The organism is Thermomonospora echinospora (assembly GCF_900108175.1).
Classification (GTDB): Bacteria; Actinomycetota; Actinomycetes; order Streptosporangiales; family Streptosporangiaceae; genus Thermomonospora; species Thermomonospora echinospora.
This window is the reverse complement of the sequence record NZ_FNVO01000011.1, coordinates 180,922-201,020: the sequence shown is the minus strand read 5'-3', so window position 1 is coordinate 201,020 and position 20,099 is coordinate 180,922. Positions and strand designations below refer to the sequence as shown.

General features: G+C 72.3%; 16 protein-coding genes, 1 tRNA gene and 1 pseudogene. 9 read left to right on the top strand and 9 right to left on the bottom strand.

Annotation, left to right across the window (positions count from 1 at the left end; translation table 11 throughout):
• The first annotated feature begins 857 nt into the window (after window positions 1-857).
• From C4U03_RS24130 to C4U03_RS24110, 5 genes are all read left to right on the top strand, one after another.
• Window positions 858-1,274, top strand: a complete 417-nt coding sequence (locus tag C4U03_RS24130) for a GntR family transcriptional regulator (RefSeq protein WP_103940298.1) — start codon at window positions 858-860, stop codon at window positions 1,272-1,274.
• Between the two features lie 317 nt (window positions 1,275-1,591).
• Entirely contained in the window at window positions 1,592-1,837 is a 246-nt protein-coding gene (locus C4U03_RS24125; protein WP_103940296.1) for a GntR family transcriptional regulator, read from the top strand.
• Window positions 1,838-2,062: 225 nt separating this feature from the next.
• Complete coding sequence (locus C4U03_RS24120; RefSeq protein WP_103940294.1) at window positions 2,063-2,896, top strand: CPBP family intramembrane glutamic endopeptidase; 834 nt, start codon at window positions 2,063-2,065, stop codon at window positions 2,894-2,896.
• A complete protein-coding gene (locus C4U03_RS24115) occupies window positions 2,893-4,047 on the top strand; it encodes a sensor histidine kinase (protein ID WP_103940292.1) in 1,155 nt (384 codons plus the stop codon). Before C4U03_RS24120 ends, C4U03_RS24115 begins: the two co-directional genes overlap by 4 nt.
• A complete protein-coding gene (locus C4U03_RS24110) occupies window positions 4,044-4,703 on the top strand; it encodes a response regulator (protein ID WP_103940290.1) in 660 nt (219 codons plus the stop codon). The genes C4U03_RS24115 and C4U03_RS24110 overlap by 4 nt, the downstream gene beginning before the upstream one ends.
• A 28-nt stretch (window positions 4,704-4,731) precedes the next feature.
• On the opposite strand, the gene C4U03_RS24105 is transcribed toward C4U03_RS24110, so the two are convergent.
• On the bottom strand, window positions 4,732-5,373 hold the full coding sequence (locus C4U03_RS24105) for a LysE family translocator (protein ID WP_103940288.1): 642 nt from the start codon (window positions 5,371-5,373) through the stop codon (window positions 4,732-4,734).
• 133 nt (window positions 5,374-5,506) lie between these two features.
• Here C4U03_RS24105 and C4U03_RS24100 point away from each other — a divergent pair, with 133 nt between their 5' ends.
• Window positions 5,507-6,937: a WD40 repeat domain-containing serine/threonine protein kinase gene (locus C4U03_RS24100; protein ID WP_160147079.1), complete on the top strand. Its 1,431-nt coding sequence runs from the start codon at window positions 5,507-5,509 to the stop codon at window positions 6,935-6,937.
• Between the two features lie 77 nt (window positions 6,938-7,014).
• Here the strand turns inward: C4U03_RS24100 and C4U03_RS24095 are convergent.
• Window positions 7,015-7,103, bottom strand: a tRNA-Ser gene (locus C4U03_RS24095).
• Between the two features lie 83 nt (window positions 7,104-7,186).
• A pseudogene (locus C4U03_RS43015) lies at window positions 7,187-8,023 on the bottom strand (nucleotide-binding protein); the annotation flags it as partial.
• Window positions 8,024-9,515: 1,492 nt separating this feature from the next.
• Between C4U03_RS43015 and C4U03_RS24085 the strand changes: the two are divergent.
• Window positions 9,516-10,487 (top strand): NAD(P)H-quinone oxidoreductase, encoded by a 972-nt coding sequence (locus tag C4U03_RS24085; protein WP_103940282.1) that lies wholly within the window; start codon window positions 9,516-9,518, stop codon window positions 10,485-10,487.
• Between the two features lie 61 nt (window positions 10,488-10,548).
• The gene (locus C4U03_RS24080; protein WP_103940280.1) at window positions 10,549-11,106 is read left to right on the top strand and encodes a bacterial proteasome activator family protein; all 558 of its coding nucleotides are present in this window, start codon (window positions 10,549-10,551) and stop codon (window positions 11,104-11,106) included.
• A 310-nt stretch (window positions 11,107-11,416) separates the two neighbouring features.
• Here C4U03_RS24080 and C4U03_RS24075 read toward each other — a convergent pair whose 3' ends face one another.
• The 3 genes from C4U03_RS24075 to C4U03_RS24065 form a co-directional block, all read right to left on the bottom strand.
• Window positions 11,417-12,259 carry a Cof-type HAD-IIB family hydrolase gene (locus C4U03_RS24075; RefSeq protein WP_103940278.1) on the bottom strand — a complete coding sequence of 281 codons (843 nt, stop codon included), beginning with the start codon at window positions 12,257-12,259 and terminating at the stop codon, window positions 11,417-11,419.
• Between the two features lie 385 nt (window positions 12,260-12,644).
• Entirely contained in the window at window positions 12,645-13,901 is a 1,257-nt protein-coding gene (gene serS / locus C4U03_RS24070) for a serine--tRNA ligase (RefSeq protein ID WP_103940277.1), read from the bottom strand.
• Between the two features lie 43 nt (window positions 13,902-13,944).
• Complete coding sequence (locus C4U03_RS24065) at window positions 13,945-14,766, bottom strand: class I SAM-dependent methyltransferase (RefSeq protein ID WP_103940275.1); 822 nt, start codon at window positions 14,764-14,766, stop codon at window positions 13,945-13,947.
• A gap of 167 nt (window positions 14,767-14,933) precedes the next feature.
• On the opposite strand from C4U03_RS24065, the gene C4U03_RS24060 reads away from it, so the two are divergent.
• Complete coding sequence (locus tag C4U03_RS24060) at window positions 14,934-17,183, top strand: terpene synthase family protein (protein ID WP_103940273.1); 2,250 nt, start codon at window positions 14,934-14,936, stop codon at window positions 17,181-17,183.
• Window positions 17,184-17,259: 76 nt separating this feature from the next.
• Here C4U03_RS24060 and pheA read toward each other — a convergent pair whose 3' ends face one another.
• The 3 genes from pheA to C4U03_RS24045 form a co-directional block, all read right to left on the bottom strand.
• A complete protein-coding gene (gene pheA, locus C4U03_RS24055) occupies window positions 17,260-18,177 on the bottom strand; it encodes a prephenate dehydratase (RefSeq protein ID WP_407701447.1) in 918 nt (305 codons plus the stop codon).
• A 121-nt stretch (window positions 18,178-18,298) separates the two neighbouring features.
• Window positions 18,299-18,757, bottom strand: a complete 459-nt coding sequence (locus C4U03_RS24050) for a DUF4446 family protein (RefSeq protein ID WP_103940269.1) — start codon at window positions 18,755-18,757, stop codon at window positions 18,299-18,301.
• Window positions 18,754-20,046, bottom strand: a complete 1,293-nt coding sequence (locus tag C4U03_RS24045; protein WP_103940267.1) for a glycosyltransferase 87 family protein — start codon at window positions 20,044-20,046, stop codon at window positions 18,754-18,756. Before C4U03_RS24045 ends, C4U03_RS24050 begins: the two co-directional genes overlap by 4 nt.
• Window positions 20,047-20,099 lie beyond the last annotated feature (53 nt).

Genomic DNA, 20,099 nt, shown 5'->3' with positions numbered 1-20,099 from the left:
AACGGCTTGGTCTCCTGCGGCTTACCAGCGTGCTTGTCACCCATCGTGTTCTCTCCCTTCTCGGGCCGGTGCTCGCGCCGCACTGTAGGGGTGGCCGCACGGAATGTCACCGGCAAACATCTGTCACTCAACGGTCGGTGTCTGGCCCTGGGGGCGGCAGCGTCCCCGCGCCGGACGCTGCCGCCGTCTGGGTGGGGCGGCGGCTCGGGCCTGTACCGCCGCCCCGGCCTATGGCTGCTCGGCCACCAATCCGAGCCGCATCATGGCCCGCCGGAACCGACCGGGCCTGCGGGGTGTCTCGTGCCGGGGCCGCCTCGGAGGTGGCGCGGTGACGCGGCGAGCCGCAGGCCGATGCGACACCGGCCGTGCCACCGCGCCGGACCCCCCGCCCGCCGGACGGTGCTGCTCCATCCGGGTCGGGCGGGGATTGTGGTCCCCGACCGGTCCGCGGTGCCGGGTCTGACGCGCGGGGGCCGGACGGGGGGACTGGGGGAGGTACTGCCTGTAGTGCTCGTCAAGCCGGTACGCGAGGCCCGCCGCGGTGTGCGCATGGATCATCTCGGCGGCGCCGGACGGTGCCGCCAGCCAAAGCCCGGACGCCTCCCCGTACCAGGCGAGGGCATCGGGGTACTGCGCCCGGATCTGGGCGAGTTGCCACCCCGGAGGGGGATGCGGGATCTTCCATTGCGGCGGTGCCGCTAGATTCATACTCACGTCAGGACTTGCCTCCTGGCCAGGCCCCGGGACCTCCCGACGCTTGCACCGTCGGGCCGGGGCCGTCTGTTTGCCGACGTTACCCCTTGTACGTATGTAGGCACAAGGGAACGTAGGCACATCGCTACCTACCGTCATATCCTGTGAGCGTCGATCCGACCGCCGACAGGCCCGTCTACCAGCAGGTCGCCGACATCCTGCGCGACCGTATCCGGACGGGCGAACTCGCCCCCGGCCAACTGTTGCCGTCTGAGCCGCACATGGTGGATGAGTTCGGGGTGGCCCGCAGCACCGCCCGCCAGGCGCTGGCCGTGCTGCGCGGCGAGGGCCTGGTCGTCACCGTGCCGCGCCGGGGAACAGTCGTACGGCCCCGCGCCGACGCCGAGATCGTCACCCTGGTGCCAGGGCAGGAGGCCGAGGCTCGGATGCCGAGCCCAGACGAACGGAGACGTCTGAAGATCCCCGAGGGCGTGCCGGTGTTCGTGGTGAAGCGGCCAGGGCAGGAGCCCGAGGTGTATCCGGCAGACCGGACCCGGCTGCGGGCGGCGGACGAGCAGTAACTTGCCGACGAGCACCGAGGGCCCACCGTCACCCGGCGGGCCCGCTCCTGGTATCGCGAGGCACGCGGCGGCTCGCCGTTCCGTGCGGACATGGCGGCCCAAGGTGCCATGGGCGACCGGACGGTCCGTAGTGAGCGGGACAAGGCGACACCGCGTGTCGCCGACAGGCTAGGCATCGAAACTGCGAACGCCGTGATGCGCAGCGAGTACGTGTTCCGTGCCGATGTCCGGCAGGGCACTTATTCGTGATTGTCCGTGTCCCAAGCATGGCTAGCAGTGCCTATGCATGCACCGGCATGGATGCCTAGCGTGCGGCCATGGAGGAGATCAAGGTAGGGCCGATCCCGAAGTATCAGCAGCTTGCGGCCATCCTGCGCCGTCGTATCGCTGCCATGGAACCTGGCGACCCGATCCCCTCCGAGACCGAGCTGGAGATGGAGACCGGCTTGGCGCGCGGCACGATCAAGAAGGCGGTCGCCCTGTTGCGGAACGAAGGACTGATCGTGACCACGCGTGGACTCGGCTCGTTCGTCGCCGAGCATCCACCGGCCGACGAGCAGTGAGATACCGAGGACACAGCGTGGGGCCGAACGGCCCAGAGCTGATACGCCAAAAGATCCCGAGACCCTCCCGCTCCTAAGGCCATAGGCCAGCCTCGGTGGGGCTTGTCCCCCGTACGAGCTACCCGCAGGTGTCCACCGTGCGGTGAAGATCTGGGACCCCTTGAATCCGTAGCTTTTCGGGCGAAGCCGCGGTGCTCCGGCCGCGGAATCCCCGAAGGAGTCAACATGCGACTGTTGAAGCAGCTCGTGGTCGTCGTGGTGGTCGCCGCCGCCGGCAGCGCGGGCGTCGGCGCCGTGCAGTGGGACCCGGTCCTCACGCTCGTCCTCGGTGTCGCGGCGGCGGTGCTCACCCTGCTCGCGTACCGCTGGGTGGTGCGGCGGACCGAGCACCGCGCGCCGGCGGAGGTGGCCCTGAAGGGCGCCGGCGGCGCCGTCACCCGCGGAATGCTGATCGGGTTCGCGATGTTCGGCGCCGTCATCGTGAACATCGCCTTCCTCGGCCACTACCGGATCGACGGGCCCGGCTCCACGGCCGGCGCGGTCGCGCTGCTCGGCTTCATGGCCGCCGCCGCGGTGACGGAGGAGGTGATGTTCCGCGGCGTGCTGCTCCGGATCATCGAGGAACGCATCGGCTCCTGGATGGCACTGGCACTGACCGGCCTGGTGTTCGGCCTGATGCACCTGCCCAACCCGAACGCCACCCTGTGGAGCTCGCTGGCCATCGCCATCGAGGCCGGCGGCATGCTCGCCGCCGCCTACATCGCCACCCGCAACCTCTGGGTGCCGATCGGCCTGCACTTCGCCTGGAACTTCGCCGGGGCCGGCATCTTCGGCACCGCCGTCTCCGGCAAGGACGCCCCCGAAGGGCTGATCGAGGGCGTGACCTCGGGTCCGGTCCTGCTCAGCGGCGGCGAGTTCGGCCCGGAGGCGAGCCTGTACGCGGTCGGCGCCGGCGCGGTCCTGACGATCGTGTTCATGTGGCTGGCCCGCCGCCGCGGCACCATCGTCCCCCTGCGCCGGAGCGCCCGGGCCGCCGCGACCGCTACGCTCGCCCAGTGATCGACATCCGGCGGATCCCGGACCTGTGGCGTCGGCTGGACGTCACGGTGCGGGATCTTCCGCTTCCGCTGCTGCTCGTCGCCGCGTCGTTCGTCCCGGCGTTCCAGACCCACGGGACGCAGGTCGGCGACCTGCCGGCCCGCCCGTTCGACGCGCTGACCGTCCCGGTGATCCTCCTCACCTGCCTCCCGCTCGCCGTGCGCCGGCGCTGGCCGGCCCTCTGCCTCGCCCTCGTGACGCTCGGCTTCGCCGCCGACCAGCTCCGCGCCTACCACTCGTTCGCGGGCAGCGCCCTGGCGATCGCACTGGTGAGCGCGGGCGCCCACCTGGAACGCCGCCGGTACACCACCGCGGCCGTCCTCTCCGCGGCGTACGTGCTGCTGGCGATCGCACTCCACCGGCTCGGCGCCCCCGAGCGCCTGGACGGGTACGTGACGTTCTACCTGGTGACCGTCCTCGCGTGGGGCATCGGGGCGTGGCTGCGCTCCACCCGGGCCGCCGAGGCGGAACGCCGCCGCCACGTCGCCGAGGCCACCCGCGCGGCCGAACGCACCCGCATCGCCCGCGAGCTCCACGACGTCGTGACCCACCACGTCACGGCGATGGTCGTCCAGGCGGAGGCGGCACGGTACCTGACCGCCGCCCCCGACCGCCTCGACGAGACCCTGAGCGCCGTCACCGACACCGGCCGGCGGGCCATCACCGACCTACGGCACCTGCTCGACCTGCTCAACCCCGACCACGGAACCGACGCCAGGATGCCGTCCGTCGGCGAGCTCCCCGCGCTCGTGGAGCAGACGCGCCGGGCCGGGCAGCCGGTCGAGTTCACCGCGGCGGGCGAGCCGGCGGAGTCGGCCGGCAGCGCCGAGTTCGTGGCCTACCGGGTCGTGCAGGAGTCCCTGACGAACGCCCTCAAGTACGCCCACGGCAGCCGTACCGTGGTCCGGGTGCACTACCGCGACAAGGAGATCAGCGTGGAGGTCGGCACCGACGGTTCCGGCTCGCCGGCCGCCTCCCCCGGCGGGAGCGGCCGTGGCCTGGCCGGGCTCCGCGACCGGGTCGGCGCCCTGGGCGGCGACTTCACCGCGGACCCGCGGCCGGACGGCGGCTTCGTCGTACGGGCCCGCATCCCTTCGGGGAGCCCGTCGTGAGCACGCCGGTCCGGGTCCTGGTCGCCGACGACCAGGCGCTGATCCGCACCGGATTCGCGACGATCATCGACGCGCAGCCCGACCTGGAGGTGGTGGGCGAGTGCGGTGACGGCCGCGCCGCCGTCGACCTCGCCCGCCGCCTCGTCCCGGACATGGTGGTGATGGACGTCCGGATGCCGGTCCTCGACGGCATCGAGGCGACCCGCCTGCTGGCCGGCGCCGGGGTCGCCGACCCCGTCAAGGTGCTCGTGGTGACCACGTTCAACCTGGACGAGTACGTGTACGAGGCGCTGCGCGCGGGAGCGAGCGGCTTCCTGCTCAAGGACGCCCCGCCGGCGCAACTGCTGCACGGCATCCGGACCGTCGCGGCCGGCGCCGCGCTGCTGGCCCCCGAGGTGACGCGGCAGCTCGTCGGCAGATACGCGGCGCGGATCCGCCCCGCCGAGAGCACCCCGGCCGACAACGCGCTGACCCCCCGCGAAATGGAGGTGCTGCGCCTCATCGCCGACGGCCTGTCCAACAGCGAGATCGCCGCGACCCTCGTCCTCAGCCAGGAGACCGTCAAAACGTACGTCTCCCGCATCCTCACCAAACTCGACCTGCGCGACCGCGTCCAGGCAGTGGTCTACGCCTACCGCCGAGGCCTGGTGACCTGACCCAGGCGATACACCCCGCGGCCGAAGCTCAGTTGTGGCGCTGGGTGGACGGGGTGAGGGCGGCGAACAGGCCGAGGCCGATGAAGGTGGTGCCGACGACGTAGCGTTCGCCGCGCAGCACGCGGGAACGGCCGCGCAGCCAGGGGCCGATCACTCCGGCCAGCAGGGCGTACGCGCCGTCGGTGCACAGGCCCAGCAGGACGAAGATCAGGCCGAACACCGTGATCTGGAGGGCGGGGGCGCCTCGGGACGGGTCCACGAACTGGGGCAGGAAGGCCAGGAAGAACAGGGCGAGCTTCGGGTTCAGCAGGTTGACCAGGAAGCCCTCGCCGAGCAGCCGCCGCGACGTCTTCGCCTCGGCCGCCGGGTCCTCCATCGCCTTGGTACGGCTGAGCAGGGCCTTCACACCCAGGTAGATCAGGTACGCGGCGCCGACGTACTTCACGACCATGAACGCCAGGGAGGAGTTCAGCAGCAGCCACGACAGGCCCAGCACGGCGGCGGCCACCTGCACGAGGGTGCCCGCGTGCACGCCGAGGACGGCGGTGACGGCGGCGCGGGAGCCGTGCCGGATGCCCTGGGACACCACGTACAGAACGGCGGGGCCGGGGGCGACCAGCACCAGGGTGGCCGCGATCACGTAGAGGACCAGGGTCGACAGGCTCGGCATGTCCGCACGTTAACCGGCCCGCCACCGGGTGGGCCATCGAATTTCCCGGCGCCGCCCGGCGCGTGAACCCGCGGTCGGTTAAACGCTCCCGCAGGTAATGTTTCACAGCTCAATCAACATATATGTTCCTGGCATGACCAGCGGCCCAGGTGCACTGATCGCCGGGCAGTACCGTCTTGCCGAAGAACTCGGCCGGGGCGGTTTCGGGGTGGTCTGGCGGGCCCGCGACGAGCGGCTGCACCGGAACGTGGCCGCCAAGGAACTGTTCCCGCCCACCTATCCGGGCGGGGACCGGCGGGACGAACGCCACCGGCGCGGCCTGCGGGAGGCCAGGTCGGCGGCCCGGATCGGGCACCCCGGGGCGGTCACCGTCTATGACGTGGTCGAGCATGACGGCTGCCCCTGGATCATCATGGAGCTGATCGACGGCCGTGCCCTCAACGCCATCGTCAAGCGGGACGGGCCGCTGTCGCCCCGCCGCGCCGCCCAGGTCGGCCTGGAGATCCTCGGCGCGCTCCAGGCCGCGCACGCCGCCGGGGTCGTCCACCGGGACGTCAAACCCGGCAACGTGCTGATCGGCGAACGCCGGGCCGTCCTCACCGACTTCGGGATCGCCACCATCGAGGGCGACCCGGTCCTCACCCACTCCGGCTTCGTCATGGGGGCGCCCGCCTACACCGCGCCCGAACGCGCCCGTGGCGAGCCCGCCGTCCCCGCGTCCGACCTGTGGTCCCTGGGCGCGACGCTGTTCTACGCGGTGGAGGGGCACCGGCCGTACCCCGGGGCCAACGCCAACGCGACCTTCCACGCCATCCTGAGCCGGGAGCCCCCCGTGCCCGCCCATGCCGGGCGGCTGGCCCCCGTCATCACCGGCCTGATGCGCCACGACGTCGCCGACAGGCTCACCGCCGCGCAGGCCGTCGTGCTGCTCCAGCAGATCATCGACCTCCCCGCCGGGGCCGAGCATGACCCCGGATCCGCGCTCCCGCCAACGCAGATCCGTACCGAACCCACCCACCCCGGCCTCCGGCTCCCCGCCCGTACCGGACGAGGCGTGCTCACGGCGGCGGCGGTGACGATCGCGCTGGCGGTGGGAACGGGCACGTTACTGTGGCTGGAGGGGCCCGGCGGCGCCGATGCCGCCCGCCCGGCCAGGCACCTGAACGCCGCGGTCATCGGATCCGCCCCGTCCACCGTGTTGCCGCAGGTCCCCGGCAAGCCGAACACCGTCGCTTTCAGCCCGGACGGCCGCACCCTGGCCACCGCCGGTGCGGACGGCACGATCCTGCTGTTCGACGCGGCCGAACGCAGACGGCTCGCCACCCTGACAGGACACGGGCACGCAGTACTCACCGTGGCTTTCAGCCCGGACGGACGAACGCTCGCCTCAGGCGGCCACGACGGCACGGTGACCCTGTGGGACATCGAACGACACCGCCGCCTCACCACGTTCTCCCCCGCCCGGGGCCCCGTCACCGCCGTCACCTTCAGCCCGGACGGCCGCTCCCTGACCGCCACCGCCCATGACGGGACCGTCCGCCTCGGGGTGAGCGCATCCCCCTGACCTCCACGGCCCCCGTCAAACAGCGCGGGGCAGCGTGCCGGGAAACTCTGTCCCCGGCGCGCTGCCCCGGTGGTGAGCGGAGAGTGTGGGATTCGAACCCACGAGGACTGTCCCCAGCCCTGGGCGCTTTCAAGGCGCCTGCACTAGTCCACTATGCGAACTCTCCGTGCCGAGCGGCAGCACCACGATAGCGGGGACCGCGCCGTGTTCGCGCTGCCCTTCCCGTCCCTTGGCGGCCGCTCGTCCCAACTATGGCCAGGCGAAGCCGTCCCCGACGACGGCGGCGAGCTGCAGGTAGGCGTCCTGGCACTCGGGGGAGAGCAGGTCCAGCTCCACCTCGGCGCCCTCCTCCAGGTGGTCGTCGTAGGGGATCCGCACGACGCCCCGGCAGCGGCTCTCGAAATGCGCCTGGAGCCGGTCCAGGTCGACGGTGCTCTTGCTGCGGGCGCGCACCATCGACAGCACCACCACGCCGTTGCGCACCAGGTCGCCGTGGTCGTGGGCCTCCAGCCAGTCCAGGGTGGCGCTGGCCGAGCGGGCGCCGTCCACCGAGGGCGAGCTGACCAGCACCAGCTGGTTGGCCAGGCTCAGCACCCCGGCCATCGCCGAGTGCAGCAGCCCGGTGCCACAGTCGGTGAGGCAGATCGAGTAGAAGTGCTCCAGCACCTCGGCGACCGCGCGGTAGTCGTCGGCGCTGAACGCCTCGCTGACCGCCGGGTCGCGGTCGGAGGCCAGCACCTCCAGCCGGGACGTGGCCTGCGAGGTGAACGCGCGCACGTCGGCGTACCGCTGGATCTGGTCGCGCTCGTTCAGCAGGTCCCGTACGGTCGCGGCGGTCTCCAGCCGCACCTTGTCCGACAGCGTGCCGCGGTCGGGGTTGGCGTCCACCGCGATCACCCGGTCGCCGCGCAGCGACGCCAGCGTGGCCCCGAGCCCGACCGTGGTGGTGGTCTTGCCGACGCCGCCCTTGAGGGACATCACCGCGACCCGGTGGTGACCGCCGGCCACGGGGGTGCTGGCCCGCGCGACGAGCTCGCGGCGGCGCAGCTCGGCGGGGGACTCGCCGGGGTGGATCGCACCGCCGGTGGCCTTGTAGAGCATCTTGCGCCAGCCGCCGGTGGGAGCGTTCCGGCGCCCGCGCAGCAGCGTCTCGGCGCTGAGGCTGTCGGCGGTCTGCGGCACGGCCGGCCGCGGCGCCTCCTGGACGGGCGGCAGCGGCGCGAGCGGCGGCCCCTGCGGTGGAACCGGCCCCTGCGGCCCCGGCCCATACGGCCCCGGCACGCCGGGCGTCCCCTGCGGGGCGGACCCCTCGAATCCCGGCCCATACGGACCCTGCGCACCGGGTCCTTGCGCTCCCGGACCGTACGGACCTTGCGACATGGATCCTTGAGGTCCCGATCCGTACGGACCCTGCGGAACGGATCCTTGAGACCCCGGATCGTACGGACCCTGCGGGGCGGACCCCTCGAATCCCGGACCGTATGGACCCTGCGGAACGGATCCCTCAGGTCCTGGCCCGTACGGACCCTGCGCACCGGGCCCCTGAGCTTCCGGAGCGTACGGACCTTGCGGGGCGAATCCCTCCGGTCCCGGACCGTACGGACCCTGCGCACCGGGCGTCCCCTGTGGGGCGGGTCCCTGGAGCCCCGGACCGTACGGCCCCGGCGGAGGACCCTGAGGCGCCGGGCCTTCGTGCCCTGGGCCTGGCGGATACGGCGCGGGGACGCCGGGAGCCACCGGGCCATAGAACGAGGGTGCACCGAGAGAAGGGTCGTCCAGACCGGGCGGCCCCAGCGGCGGAGGCGGACCCGCCAAGCCCGGCTCGCCCTGCGGCGGCTGCCCCTGGGGCGGCTCGTCCTGCGACGGCCGGCCTGGGAGCACCTCGCCCTGCAACGGCTGATCCTGCGGCGGCGGGCTCTGGAAGTCGGGCGAGCCCGGTGCGCCGCCCTGCGGCCAACCGGGCTCAGGCTGTGGAAACTCCGCCGGTGGCGCCTCCGCATAGGCGGGCGGGTCGGGCCGGTGCTCTTCCGGGAGCGTCTGCGGCCCCGCTCCGTACTCGGGCAGCGGATCCAGCGGAGGCGGCTGCTGCCCGTTGCCCGGCGGCTGGGGCACAGGACCGCCACCGTACTGGGGGAACGCCTCCGCAGGCGGGGGCGGCGCATAGCCCATCGGCCCCGGCGCCGGTCCCTGCCCCGGGAACGGCGGCGGGGTCGCGGGCCAGGGGTCGGCGGGGTAGTCCGGGGTCTGGGCCGCCGGCGGGGCGTCGGGCGGTGGCGCGGAGCCCTGCTCCGGGGATTCGGAGTCGCCGCGTTCCCTGCTCATGGCGTCCAGAGAGGCCAGTCGCTCCTCGAGGGAACGACGGTCCTGATCGTTTTTCGCCACCGGTTCTCCCTCCGGACTTGTCCCCGAGCGGTCTGTCAAGAACAGGTCTTCAGCAGCCTAAGGCAACGTGTACTCCCTCCAATACCGCGACGTCGCCTGAAAACACTGTTCCGAGGCGATGTTGTCGTCCCGTCACCTCCCCGAGACCCCGCCTTCCGCTTCGGCGGCCGCCCCAGGCCCCGATAGCGTGATCTGTATGCATGCGATCGTTATTCGGGAACCCGGTGAGCCCGACGTCCTGGAATGGACCGAGGTGCCCGACCCGGCGCCCGCGCCCGGGGAAGTCGTCATCGAGGTGGCCGCCACGGCGGTCAACCGGGCCGACGTGATGCAGCGGCGCGGCTTCTACCCCCCGCCCCCCGGTGCGCCCCCGTACCCCGGGCTGGAGGCGTCCGGCCGGATCGCCGAGATCGGCGAGGGCGTGACGGGCTGGCAGATCGGTGACGAGGTCTGCGCCCTGCTGGCGGGCGGCGGCTACGCCGAACGGGTGGCAGTGCCCGCCGGGCAGCTCCTGCCCGTTCCCCGGGGGCTCGGCCTGGCGGAGGCGGCGGCGCTGCCCGAGGTCGCCTGCACGGTCTGGTCGAACGTGTTCACGCTGGCGCGTCTGGCCCCCGGCGAGTCGTTCCTCGTGCACGGCGGTGCCAGCGGCATCGGCACCATGGCGATCCAGCTCGCGCACGCCCACGGGGCCCGGGTCGCGTGCACCGTGGGCAGCCCGGAGAAGGCCGCGCGCTGCCGGGAGCTGGGCGCGGACGTGACCGTCAACTACCGCGAGGAGGACTTCGTCGCCGCCGGGCCGTTCGACGTGATCCTCGACAACATGGGCGCCGCGTACCTGGCGCGTAATGTGGAGGCGTTGAACGCCGGCGGCCGGCTCGTGGTGATCGGCCTCCAGGGAGGCACGCGGGCCGAGCTGGACCTGAACGCGCTGCTGCGCAAGCGGGCCGCCGTCCACGCGACCTCCCTACGGGCACGGCCCCTGGCGGAGAAGGCCGCGATCGTGTCGGCGGTGCGCGAGCACGTCTGGCCACTGATCGAGGAGGGCCGCGTCGCACCGATCGTCGACCGCGTCCTGCCGATCACCGAGGCGGCCTGGGCCCACCGCGTCCTGGAGGAGAGCGGCCATATCGGCAAGATCGTGCTGTCCGTGCCGGCCGCCTCGGGCTGAAGCCCCCGGTTTGCAGCCGGGGCACCCGCACGGTAAGCGTTGGGGGAAAATGGGAGGCATTATGAACGAGCCCCGAAGCAACGAGCCAGAGCAGAACCCTCAGATCCTCGTGGTCGGCCCGAACGGCATGACGGTGGAGGGCGGCGACTCCGAGGGCGACGAGCGTCCCATCACCGAGATGGTCGAGCAGCCCGCCAAGGTCATGCGGATCGGCGGGATGATCCGGCAGCTGCTGGAGGAGGTCAAGGCCGCGCCGCTGGACGAGGCCAGCCGGGCCCGGCTCAAGGAGATCCACGCCTCCTCGATCAAAGAGCTGGAGGACGGGCTCGCCCCCGAGCTGACCGAGGAGCTGGAACGCCTGTCACTGCCGTTCGCCGAGGGCTCGGTGCCCAGCGAGGCCGAGCTGCGGATCGCCCAGGCCCAGCTGGTCGGCTGGCTGGAGGGCCTGTTCCACGGCATCCAGACCACCCTGTTCGCCCAGCAGATGGCCGCCCGCGCCCAGCTCGAACAGATGCGCCGGGCCCTGCCGGCCGGCGTCCTGCCCCCCGGCATGACCCCGGGCCGCGGCGAGGACGACCAGCCCAAGCACCCCGGCCACACCTCCGGCCCCTACCTCTGACCGACCCCCGCCCCCGCACCGACACGCGGCGCCGGCTGTCCGTATGCAGCCCCATGCCGACATCGTGGCCTGCGGATCCGGTCGCTTTTACGGCCGCAGCCTAGGTGTTCCGGCGCCGGCCACGCAGGGCCCACCAGCCAGGTGGGAATGGGCTCCGTGATCGGTGCGACGCCGTATCCCAACGTGCGGCCTGATGTCCCGCGGTGTGCGCTCATACGCAGCGGCTGTGGTCGGCGGGCGGTGGCTCGTGCCGGGGTACGGCGGAGGTGCCGTCGTGATCGACGGTAGGCCACCCGGTGATCAGGGCGGCCTACCGGGTGGCGATGTCGGAGGCGGGGAAGAGGCGTTCGAGGGTCTGGGCGACGCCGTCGTCGTCGTTGCGGGCGATGGTGTGGGTGACGGCCGACAGGACGTCGGGGTGCCCGTTGGCGACACCGTACGAGGTGCCGGCCCAGGTGAGCATCGGCAGGTCGTTGGGCATGTCGCCGAAGGCGACCACGTCGGCGGCGGCCACTCCCCGCTCGGCGCACAGCTCCGCCAGGGCGCTGGCCTTGGTGACGCCCTGCGCGCTCATCTCCATCAGGCCCCGGCCGGACGAGTGGGTCACGGTGACCAGGTCCCCCACGGAGGTGTGCACCTGCTCGGCCAGCCGGTCGGGGTCGGCGCTGGGATGGAACGCCAGCAGCTTGGTGCCGCCCCGGCTGACCAGCGTCCGTCCGTCCACCGGACGGCCGCCCAGCGCCTCGGCGTCCCAGCGGCCGAGGTTGTAGCGGGCCTCGAAGACGAACCCGTCGGCGTACTCGACGGCGAAGCGCAGCTCCGGGACGGCCGTGCGCAGCCGTTCCACCGCCTCGGCGATCACCTCGGCCTCGATCAGCCGGGTGCGGAGCACGGTCTCGGTGTGCAGGTCGTACAGCACCGCCCCGTTGGCGCAGATGGCGATGCCGTGGTGGTCGACGGCGGTGGCGATGTCCCGCATCCAGCGTGGCGGCCGCCCGGTGACCATGACCAGCGTGGCACCGGCCTGCTCCACCCGGGCCAGCGCCGCGACGGTACGCGCCGAGATCGTGCCGTCGGACCGTACGACGGTCCCGTCCAGATCGGTGGCGACCAGCAGCGGCGCCCGGCCCTCGGCGGGGATCGGCTCAGCCACAACCCCTCCAGCATCGCCCCACGTCGACCATCCCGCTCCCTCCGTCGCCCCGTCCAACGGACCGCCGCATCTGGCGCCAAACCACCTTAATCGCCGTGATCGCTCCCCAGAACGCCGGTCAGCCTTCTCCGCCCCGGCACCGGCACGACGTCCGGCGACGTACACCGGAACCTCACGGACGCGGCAAGCGGGCACACTGCCGGCCGACGCATCAAACGGACACAGCCCAGCGGAACGCCGGCCGGATGCCTCTTCCCTGTCCCAAGTGCCCTGGCCCGGTCTCGGGGGATGCGGTCTTGGGATGCCCCGCGTCCGGCTGCTCTTCCACCGGACGGCGCAACGCCGGGCCCCGAAGTCCGGGGCCCGGCGTCGGGTGGGCGGTGGGTCAGCGGATGGGTTCGAGGACCTCCAGGCCGAGGTGGCGCTGGAGGGCCTTGGGGACGCGGACCGAGCCGTCGGGCTGCTGGTGGTTCTCCAGGATCGCGACGATCCAGCGGGTGGTGGCCAGCGTGCCGTTCAGGGTGGCCACCGGGCGCGCCTTGCCGCTCTCGTCGCGGTGGCGGACCGCCAGGCGGCGGGCCTGGAAATCGGTGCAGTTGGACGTCGAGGTGACCTCGCGGTAGGCGTGCTGCGTCGGCACCCAGGCCTCGCAGTCGTACTTGCGGGCCGCGCTGGCGCCCAGGTCGCCCGCCGCCACGTCGATCACCCGGTACGGCACCTCGACCTTGGCGAGCATCTGCTTCTCCCAGTCGAGCAGCCGCAGATGTTCGGCGTGCGCCTCCTCGGGGGCGCAGTAGGAGAACATCTCGACCTTGTCGAACTGGTGGACGCGGATGATGCCGCGGGTGTCCTTGCCGTAGGAGCCGGCCTCCCGGCGGAAGCAGGACGACCAGGCCGCGTAGCGCCTGGGCAGCTCGTCGATGATCTCGTTCATGTGGTAGGCGGCGAGGGGGACCTCGGAGGTGCCCACCAGGTAGAGGTCGTCGTCGGGCAGCCGGTAGACCTCCGCGGCGTGCGCGCCGAGGAAGCCGGTGCCCTCCATCGCCTCCGGCTTGACCAGGACCGGCGGGTACATCGGCACGAAGCCCGCCTCGATCGCCTGCTCCATGGCCAGGCTGAGCAGGGCCAGCTGCAACCGCGCGCCCACCCCGGTCAGGTAGTAGAAGCGGGCCCCGGAGACCTTGGCGCCGCGTTCGGTGTCGATGGCGCCCAGCCGCTCGCCCAGCTCCAGGTGGTCGCGGGGCTCGAAGTCGAAGCTCGGCGGCTCGCCGACGTGCTCCAGCACCACGAAGTCCTGCTCGCCGCCGGCCGGCGCGCCGTCCTCGATGATGTTGGGGACGGTCCGCAGCAGCCCGTCGAGCTCCTCGGCCAGCCGGTCGGCCTCGCTCTCGGCCTCCTTGACCTGCTGGGCCAGCTCCTTCGCCCGCTCCAACAGGGCTTGGCGCTCCTCGCCCTTGGCCTTGGAGACCGACTTGCCGAAACTCTTCTGCTCAGCCCGCAACTGCTCGAAGCGCGACAGCGCGGCCCGCCGCCGCCCGTCCAGTTCGATCAGCCGGTCGACGACGGCCTCGTCCTCGCCGCGGGCGCGCTGGGAGGCGCGCAGCCGCTCGGGATCCTCTCGAAGAGCTCGCAGGTCAATCACAGACCCGAGGCTACCGGTCCGTTCCACCGCTCGCCGCCGGATATCACCCCTGTGGAGAACCGGACACCCCATGGGCCAGCAAAGCATGGGCGGGCAGCGCCACCTCGCCGCCGGGCCGGGTGTGGGAGGCGATCCGCCTGCGGTACTCGGCCTTGACCTCGGCGATCACCTCGGGGGTCTGGCGGGCCAGGATCACCCCGTTGGAGCCCACCCGGGCCATCGGCCCCGCCTGCCACCACTCCTCCGGGTCGACGACGTGCTCCCAGTCCAGCTCCCGGACGGTCACGTCGTCGAGCCCGGCGGCCTTCAGCAGCCCTGCGAAACCCTCCGGGTTGCCGTACTCCATGAACGGCGTGACGGGGACGTCGGCGGGCCACTCGACGCCCACCTCGTCCATGGACTCCTTGATGATCCCCAAAGCCCCGCTGCCCGGCAGCACCCAGCAGGTCAGCGCCAGCCGCCCGCCGGGGCACAGCACCCGCCGCAACTCCCGGACGACGGTCACGGGCTCGCCCACATGGTTGATGACGAAGTTGCCCACCACGGCGTCGAACGCCCCGTCCTCATGCGGCAGGCCCGGCAGCACCGCCACCCGTACGTCCGCCTCGGGCACGTTGCGGGCGGCCGTCCGCGCCATCCCCGGATCGGCGTCCACGGCCGACACCTTCGCGCCCCGCCGCACCGCCTCGGCCGCCACGACGCCCGGCCCGGTCCCCACGTCCAGCACTCGCGTACCGGCCCGTACCCCGGCCGCGTCCAGCAGGAACCCGACCGTGTACGCCGTCAGATGCGCGAACCCCCGCTCGTAGGCGTCGGCCCGCCCGTCCCACAACTCGCGTTCGTACTCATCGAAGGCATTCGGCACGCCTCCACCGTACGAGCCTCCGCCCTCGCCGCGTAACGCCGGACGGCGGCGTTCCGGCGCACGGGATGGGCGCTTGCCGGACCCGCCGCAGTGCGGCGGAATGCCGGTGGAGGTGGGCGGCCGACCGGTGCGGCCGCCCTGGCGGATCTTGTGGAGAGGGCCTGGTCATGCAGCCGTTCACGATGCCCGACTTCTATCTGCCGTACCCGGCCAGGCTCAACCCGCATCTGGAGGGCGCCCGCGCGCACAGCATGGAGTGGGCGCGGCGGATGGGGATGCTGGACTCGCCCAAGCCGGGCGGCGGCGTCGTCTGGGACGAGGACGCGCTGGCGCGGATGGACTATCCGCTGATGTGCGCCTACACCCATCCCGACTGTGACGGGCCCGCGCTCGATCTGATCACCGACTGGTACGTGTGGGTGTTCTTCTTCGACGACCACTTCCTGGAGCTGTTCAAGTACTCGCGTGACCTCACCGGCGCCAGGGCCCACCTGGACCGGCTCCAGCAGTTCATGACCGAGGAGCCACCGGAGCCGCGCAACCCCGCCGAGGCCGGGCTCAAGGACCTGTGGGAGCGCACCGTCCCGGCGATGTCGGACGACTGGCGGTGCCGCTTCATCCGCAGCACCCGCCACCTGATGGTCGAGTCGATGTGGGAGCTGGACAACATCGGCCGCGGCCGGATCGCCGACCCGATCGAGTACGTGCAGATGCGGCGCCGGGTCGGCGGGGCGCCCTGGTCGGCCAACCTGGTCGAGTACGCCGCCGGTGCCGAAGTCCCGCCCCGGCTGGCCGGCACGCGCCCGCTGGAAGTGCTGGTGGACACGTTCGCCGACGCGGTGCACCTGCGCAACGACCTGTTCTCCTACGAGCGCGAGGTCCGCACGGAGGGGGAGAACTCCAACGCCGTGCTGGTCTTCGAGCGGTTCTTCGACTGCCCGACGCAGCAGGCCGCCGAGCTCGTCAACGACCTGCTGACCTCCCGGCTCCAGCAGTTCGAGAACACCGCGCTGACCGAGGTGCCGGGGCTGCTGGCCGAGTACGCGGCGACACCGGACGAGCAGCTCGCGGTGGCCGCCTTCGTCAAGGGTCTACAGGACTGGCAGGCCGGCGGGCACGAGTGGCACGCCAGGTCGAGCCGCTACATGAACGAGGGCCTGGCGTCCTCGTCGTTCTCGTGGAGCCCCACCGGGCTGGGCACCTCCGCGTTCCGGCCGGGCGCCTTCCCGGCGCGGCTGGGGCTGGCGGTCAGGTCCCGGCAGTACGCCCACGTCGCGCACCAGCCGGTGGGTCCGCTGCGGGTGCCCGAGCTTTACATGCCCTACCGGTTCCGGATGAGCCCTCATCTGGACGACGCGCGGCGGTACTCGGTCGGCTGGGCGCGGCGGATGGGGTTCTTCGACTCGGTGCCCGGGGTAGAGCTGGGCGGGGTGTGGGACGAGCGGCGGTTCGCCGTCTTCGACCTGGCGCACTGTGCCTCGATGATCCACGCCGATGCCACCCCCGAGGAGCTGTACCTGAGCACCGACTGGCTCTCCTGGGGCACCTACGGCGACGACTACTTCCCGCTGGTGTTCGGCAAGCGGCGCGATCTGGCCGCGGCGAAGATCTGCAACGAGCGGCTGTCGCTGTTCATGCCGTTGGAGACGCAGGTCACGCCGCCCCCGCAGAATCCGCTCGAACGGGGCCTGGCCGACCTGTGGCGCCGCACCGCCGGGCCGATGAGCCCCCAGGCCCGCCGCCGGTTCCGCAAGGCCGTGGAGGACATGACTTCAAGCTGGCTGTGGGAGCTGGCCGGTGACACCCAGCAGCGCGTCCCCGACCCGATCGACTATGTGGAGATGCGCCGCCGGACGTTCGGCTCCGACATGACGATGAGCCTGGCGCAGATCGCCCACGACGACATCGTCCCGCCGGAGATCCACGAGACCCGGACCCTGTGGGAGCTGGAGAACGCCGCCCAGGACTACGCCACCTTCACCAACGACCTGTTCTCCTACCAGAAGGAGATCGAGTTCGAGGGCGAGCGGTGCAACCTCGTTCTGGTCGTGGAGACCTTCCTGGAGGTGAGCCGCGAACGCGCCGCGCAGGTGGTGGCCGACTTGATGGCCGCCCGGATGCGCCAGTTCGAGCACCTCGTGGCCGTCGGCCTCCCGGCCCTCTTCGAGGAGCACGCCCTGTCGGGCCCCGCCCGCGCCGCCCTCACCCGCTACGCCGACGACCTCAAGGACTGGATGTCCGGCATCCTCGAATGGCACCGCCGCTGCGCCCGCTACACCGAGCCCGAACTCCGCCGCACCTACCTGGGCCACCGCTCCGGCCCCCTGCTCCCTCCCACGGGCCTGGGCACCTCGGCGGTCTGGCTCCTGTCCCCCCGAGCTGGGATCACCGCCGGGTCAGGGCTTCCGCGCCTGTGAAGGCCGCCCGGCACACCGGGCGCCCGGCGTACGGAAAACCCGGTGCGGCCCACCGGCGGTCCGGGACGGCCGCAGGTCAGGAGTGGCCGGAGCGGATGGCGGTCAGCCAGGCTGCGGCCTCGGTGAAGTCGGTGTCGTGGGTGCCGCGGCGGATCTGTGGCCGGATCCGGTCGGCCCGCGTGTAGGAGCCCACGAAGCGGACGTCGGCGCAGATGCGGCGCAGGCCCATCAGGGCCTCGCCGACCCGGGCGTCGGCGACATGGCCCTCGAAGTCCATCCAGAACAGGTAGGAGCCGAGGCCTTGGCCGGTCGGGCGGGACTGGATCAGGGTCAGGTTGATGCCCCGCATCGAGAACTCGTTCAAGATCTCCAACAGGGCGCCCGGGTGGTCCTCGCCGATGAAGGCGACCACGGTGGTGCGGTCCATGCCGGTGGGCGGGGGCGGCGGGCACGGGCGGCGCAGCACCACGAAGCGGGTGACCGCGTCGGCCACGTCGTGGATGTCCTCGGCCAGCACCGACAGCCCGTAGCGGGCCGCGGCGAACGACCCGGCCAGCGCGGCGTCGTAGTGGCCGTCGGCGACGTGCTGGGCGGCCTCGGCGTTGGAGGTGGCCGCCCGCCACTCGGCGTCCGGCACGTGCGCGGCCAGCCAGCGGCGGCACTGCGGCTGGGCGTGCGGGTGCGAGGCGACCGTCTTGATGTCGCCGAACGTGGTGCCCGGCCGGACCAGCAGCGCGAACGAGACCGGCAGGTGCACCTCGCCGACGATCTGCAGCGGCTGGCCGGTCGCCAGCTCGTCCAGCGTGGTGGGGACCGAGCCCTCGACCGAGTTCTCCAGCGCGACCACGGCCGCCTCCACCTCGCCGCGACGCAGCGCGTCCAAGGCGGCGGGGACGGTGGCGTACGGCAGGTGCTCGGCGCCGGCCGCCTCGGGGACGGAATTCAGCGCGGCCTCGGTGAAGGTGCCCTGGGGGCCGAGATAGGCGTAACGCATCAGCAGCACTCCTCCGCCGAGGCGAGGAGTGCACGGCGGGCGTGAGACGGCAACGGTGTCAACACCCGAGTTTACGTGGCCGTTCGCGGGCGCCGGGACCGGACCCGCCGATCGCCGGGCGTCAGGCGCGCGCCGAGGAGGCGGTGTTGCCGCCGAAGTCGGGCAGCGGGTCGTCCATGCTCACCACCGGGCCCTTGCCGAGCCGGGCGCCGCGCAGCGCCTGGTCCTCCTCCGGCGACAGCACCTCCAGGCTGCGGCCGCCGCGGATCGCCTTGGCGTAGGTGCGGGTCTCGGTCCGCCCGTTGATGGAGCTGATCACCACGCCGTCGCCGAGCGCGTTGATCAGTGCCATCGAGAACGAGCGCCGCCCGGCCATCTCCTTGAGCGCGTCGTAGTGCACGACCGCGACGTCGCGCAGCGCCTGGTTGTCCACGGACCCGTCGAGGGTCTGGAGTTGCCGGTGCACCATCTCGGCGCACTCCGCGACGACTTGGTTGACCCGGTTGTGGGCGACCACCGCGATCGAGAGGCCGGCCACTCCCGCCACCACCCCGGCTATGGCCACTGCGACAAGGATCACGAAGCGAGCGTACCGGCCTTGACCTGGTCGGGAGAAGGAATGGCAGGGTCACTTTGTGCTTTGGCACGGTTGACCAACCACAGACCCAGCACGGCGATCAGCCCGACGGCGGCCAGTCCAAAGGAGTCCTGCACGATACGGCCGGTGAAACGTTCGACGGCGCTGTGTTCCTCGCCGATGAGGCGGGTCCCCCACCAGGGGATCCGGAACGCGAAGAAGACCGCGACCCCGGCGGCGGCCAGCCAGCGCCGTACGTCGCGGCCGTCCCCGGCCAGGGCGCCGATGACCAGGACGACCCACACCAGGTGGTGCACCCACCCCACCGGGGACAGCAGCACCGACAGCAGCCCGGTGATCGCGATCCCGGCCAGTTCCAGGCTGTGCGAGCCCGTCCCGTCCAGCCGGGCGGCGGCCAGCGAGGCCCGGCGGGCCAGCCGGAAGCCGACCACGGCCAGCAGCACCACGCAGGCCGCCCACAGCAGCGTCGTCACCGTGTCCGGCCAGTACAGCCGCAGCAGCATCCCGTTCAGCGACTGGTTGGTGGTGCCGTTGTTGGCCCCGACCCGGTCGTTGTTGAGCACCGCGTCGAACCAGAAGTCCATCGAGTCGCCCGGCAGCACCGCGAAGGCGGCCAGCGAGGCGGCGGCGGCGGTCAGCGTGGCGTGCCAGGCGGCCTGGCGCCGGCCGGTGATCAGGAAGTAGATCAGGAACACCCCGGGCACCAGCTTGATCGCGGTCGCCAGCCCGACCAGCACCCCGCGCGGCCAGCGGGTGGACGGCGCCAGGCAGTCGGCCGCGCACATGGCCATCAGGAACAGCCCGACCTGGCCGAACCGGGTCTGGTCGTGCACCGGCTGCAGGTAGGCCAGCGCGCCGACCAGGGCGCCCGCCGCGAGCGGCGCGTACCGCCCGGCCCGGGCCAGCAGCGGGCGGAACGCGTACCAGACCACGACGGCCAGCGCCAGGTAGATCGCGGCCACCCACAGCACCTGCACCACCGGCCAGGGCAGCACCGCCAGCGGCACCGCCAGCAGGGCGGCGAACGGCGGGTAGGTGAACGGCAGCAACTGGGGCGGCTGGGTGAGCAGGTCGTAGACCGGGGCCCCGCGCAGCACCGCGTCCCCGCCCGCCCGGTAGACGTCGACGTCCACAAGCCGCTGGTCGGGAGGGTTGGTCAGCCAGTGCACCGCGATCGGCGCGACCGCCGTGACGGCGATCACCACCCCCGCGAACAGGATCGCGAGATCGACCGCCGACCTGCCCGTACGGTCCCCGTTTCGTTCACCCATGGATCCATCCTGGCGTAAACGTCCCACTAGCCTGGGCACGGACCAGACGATGG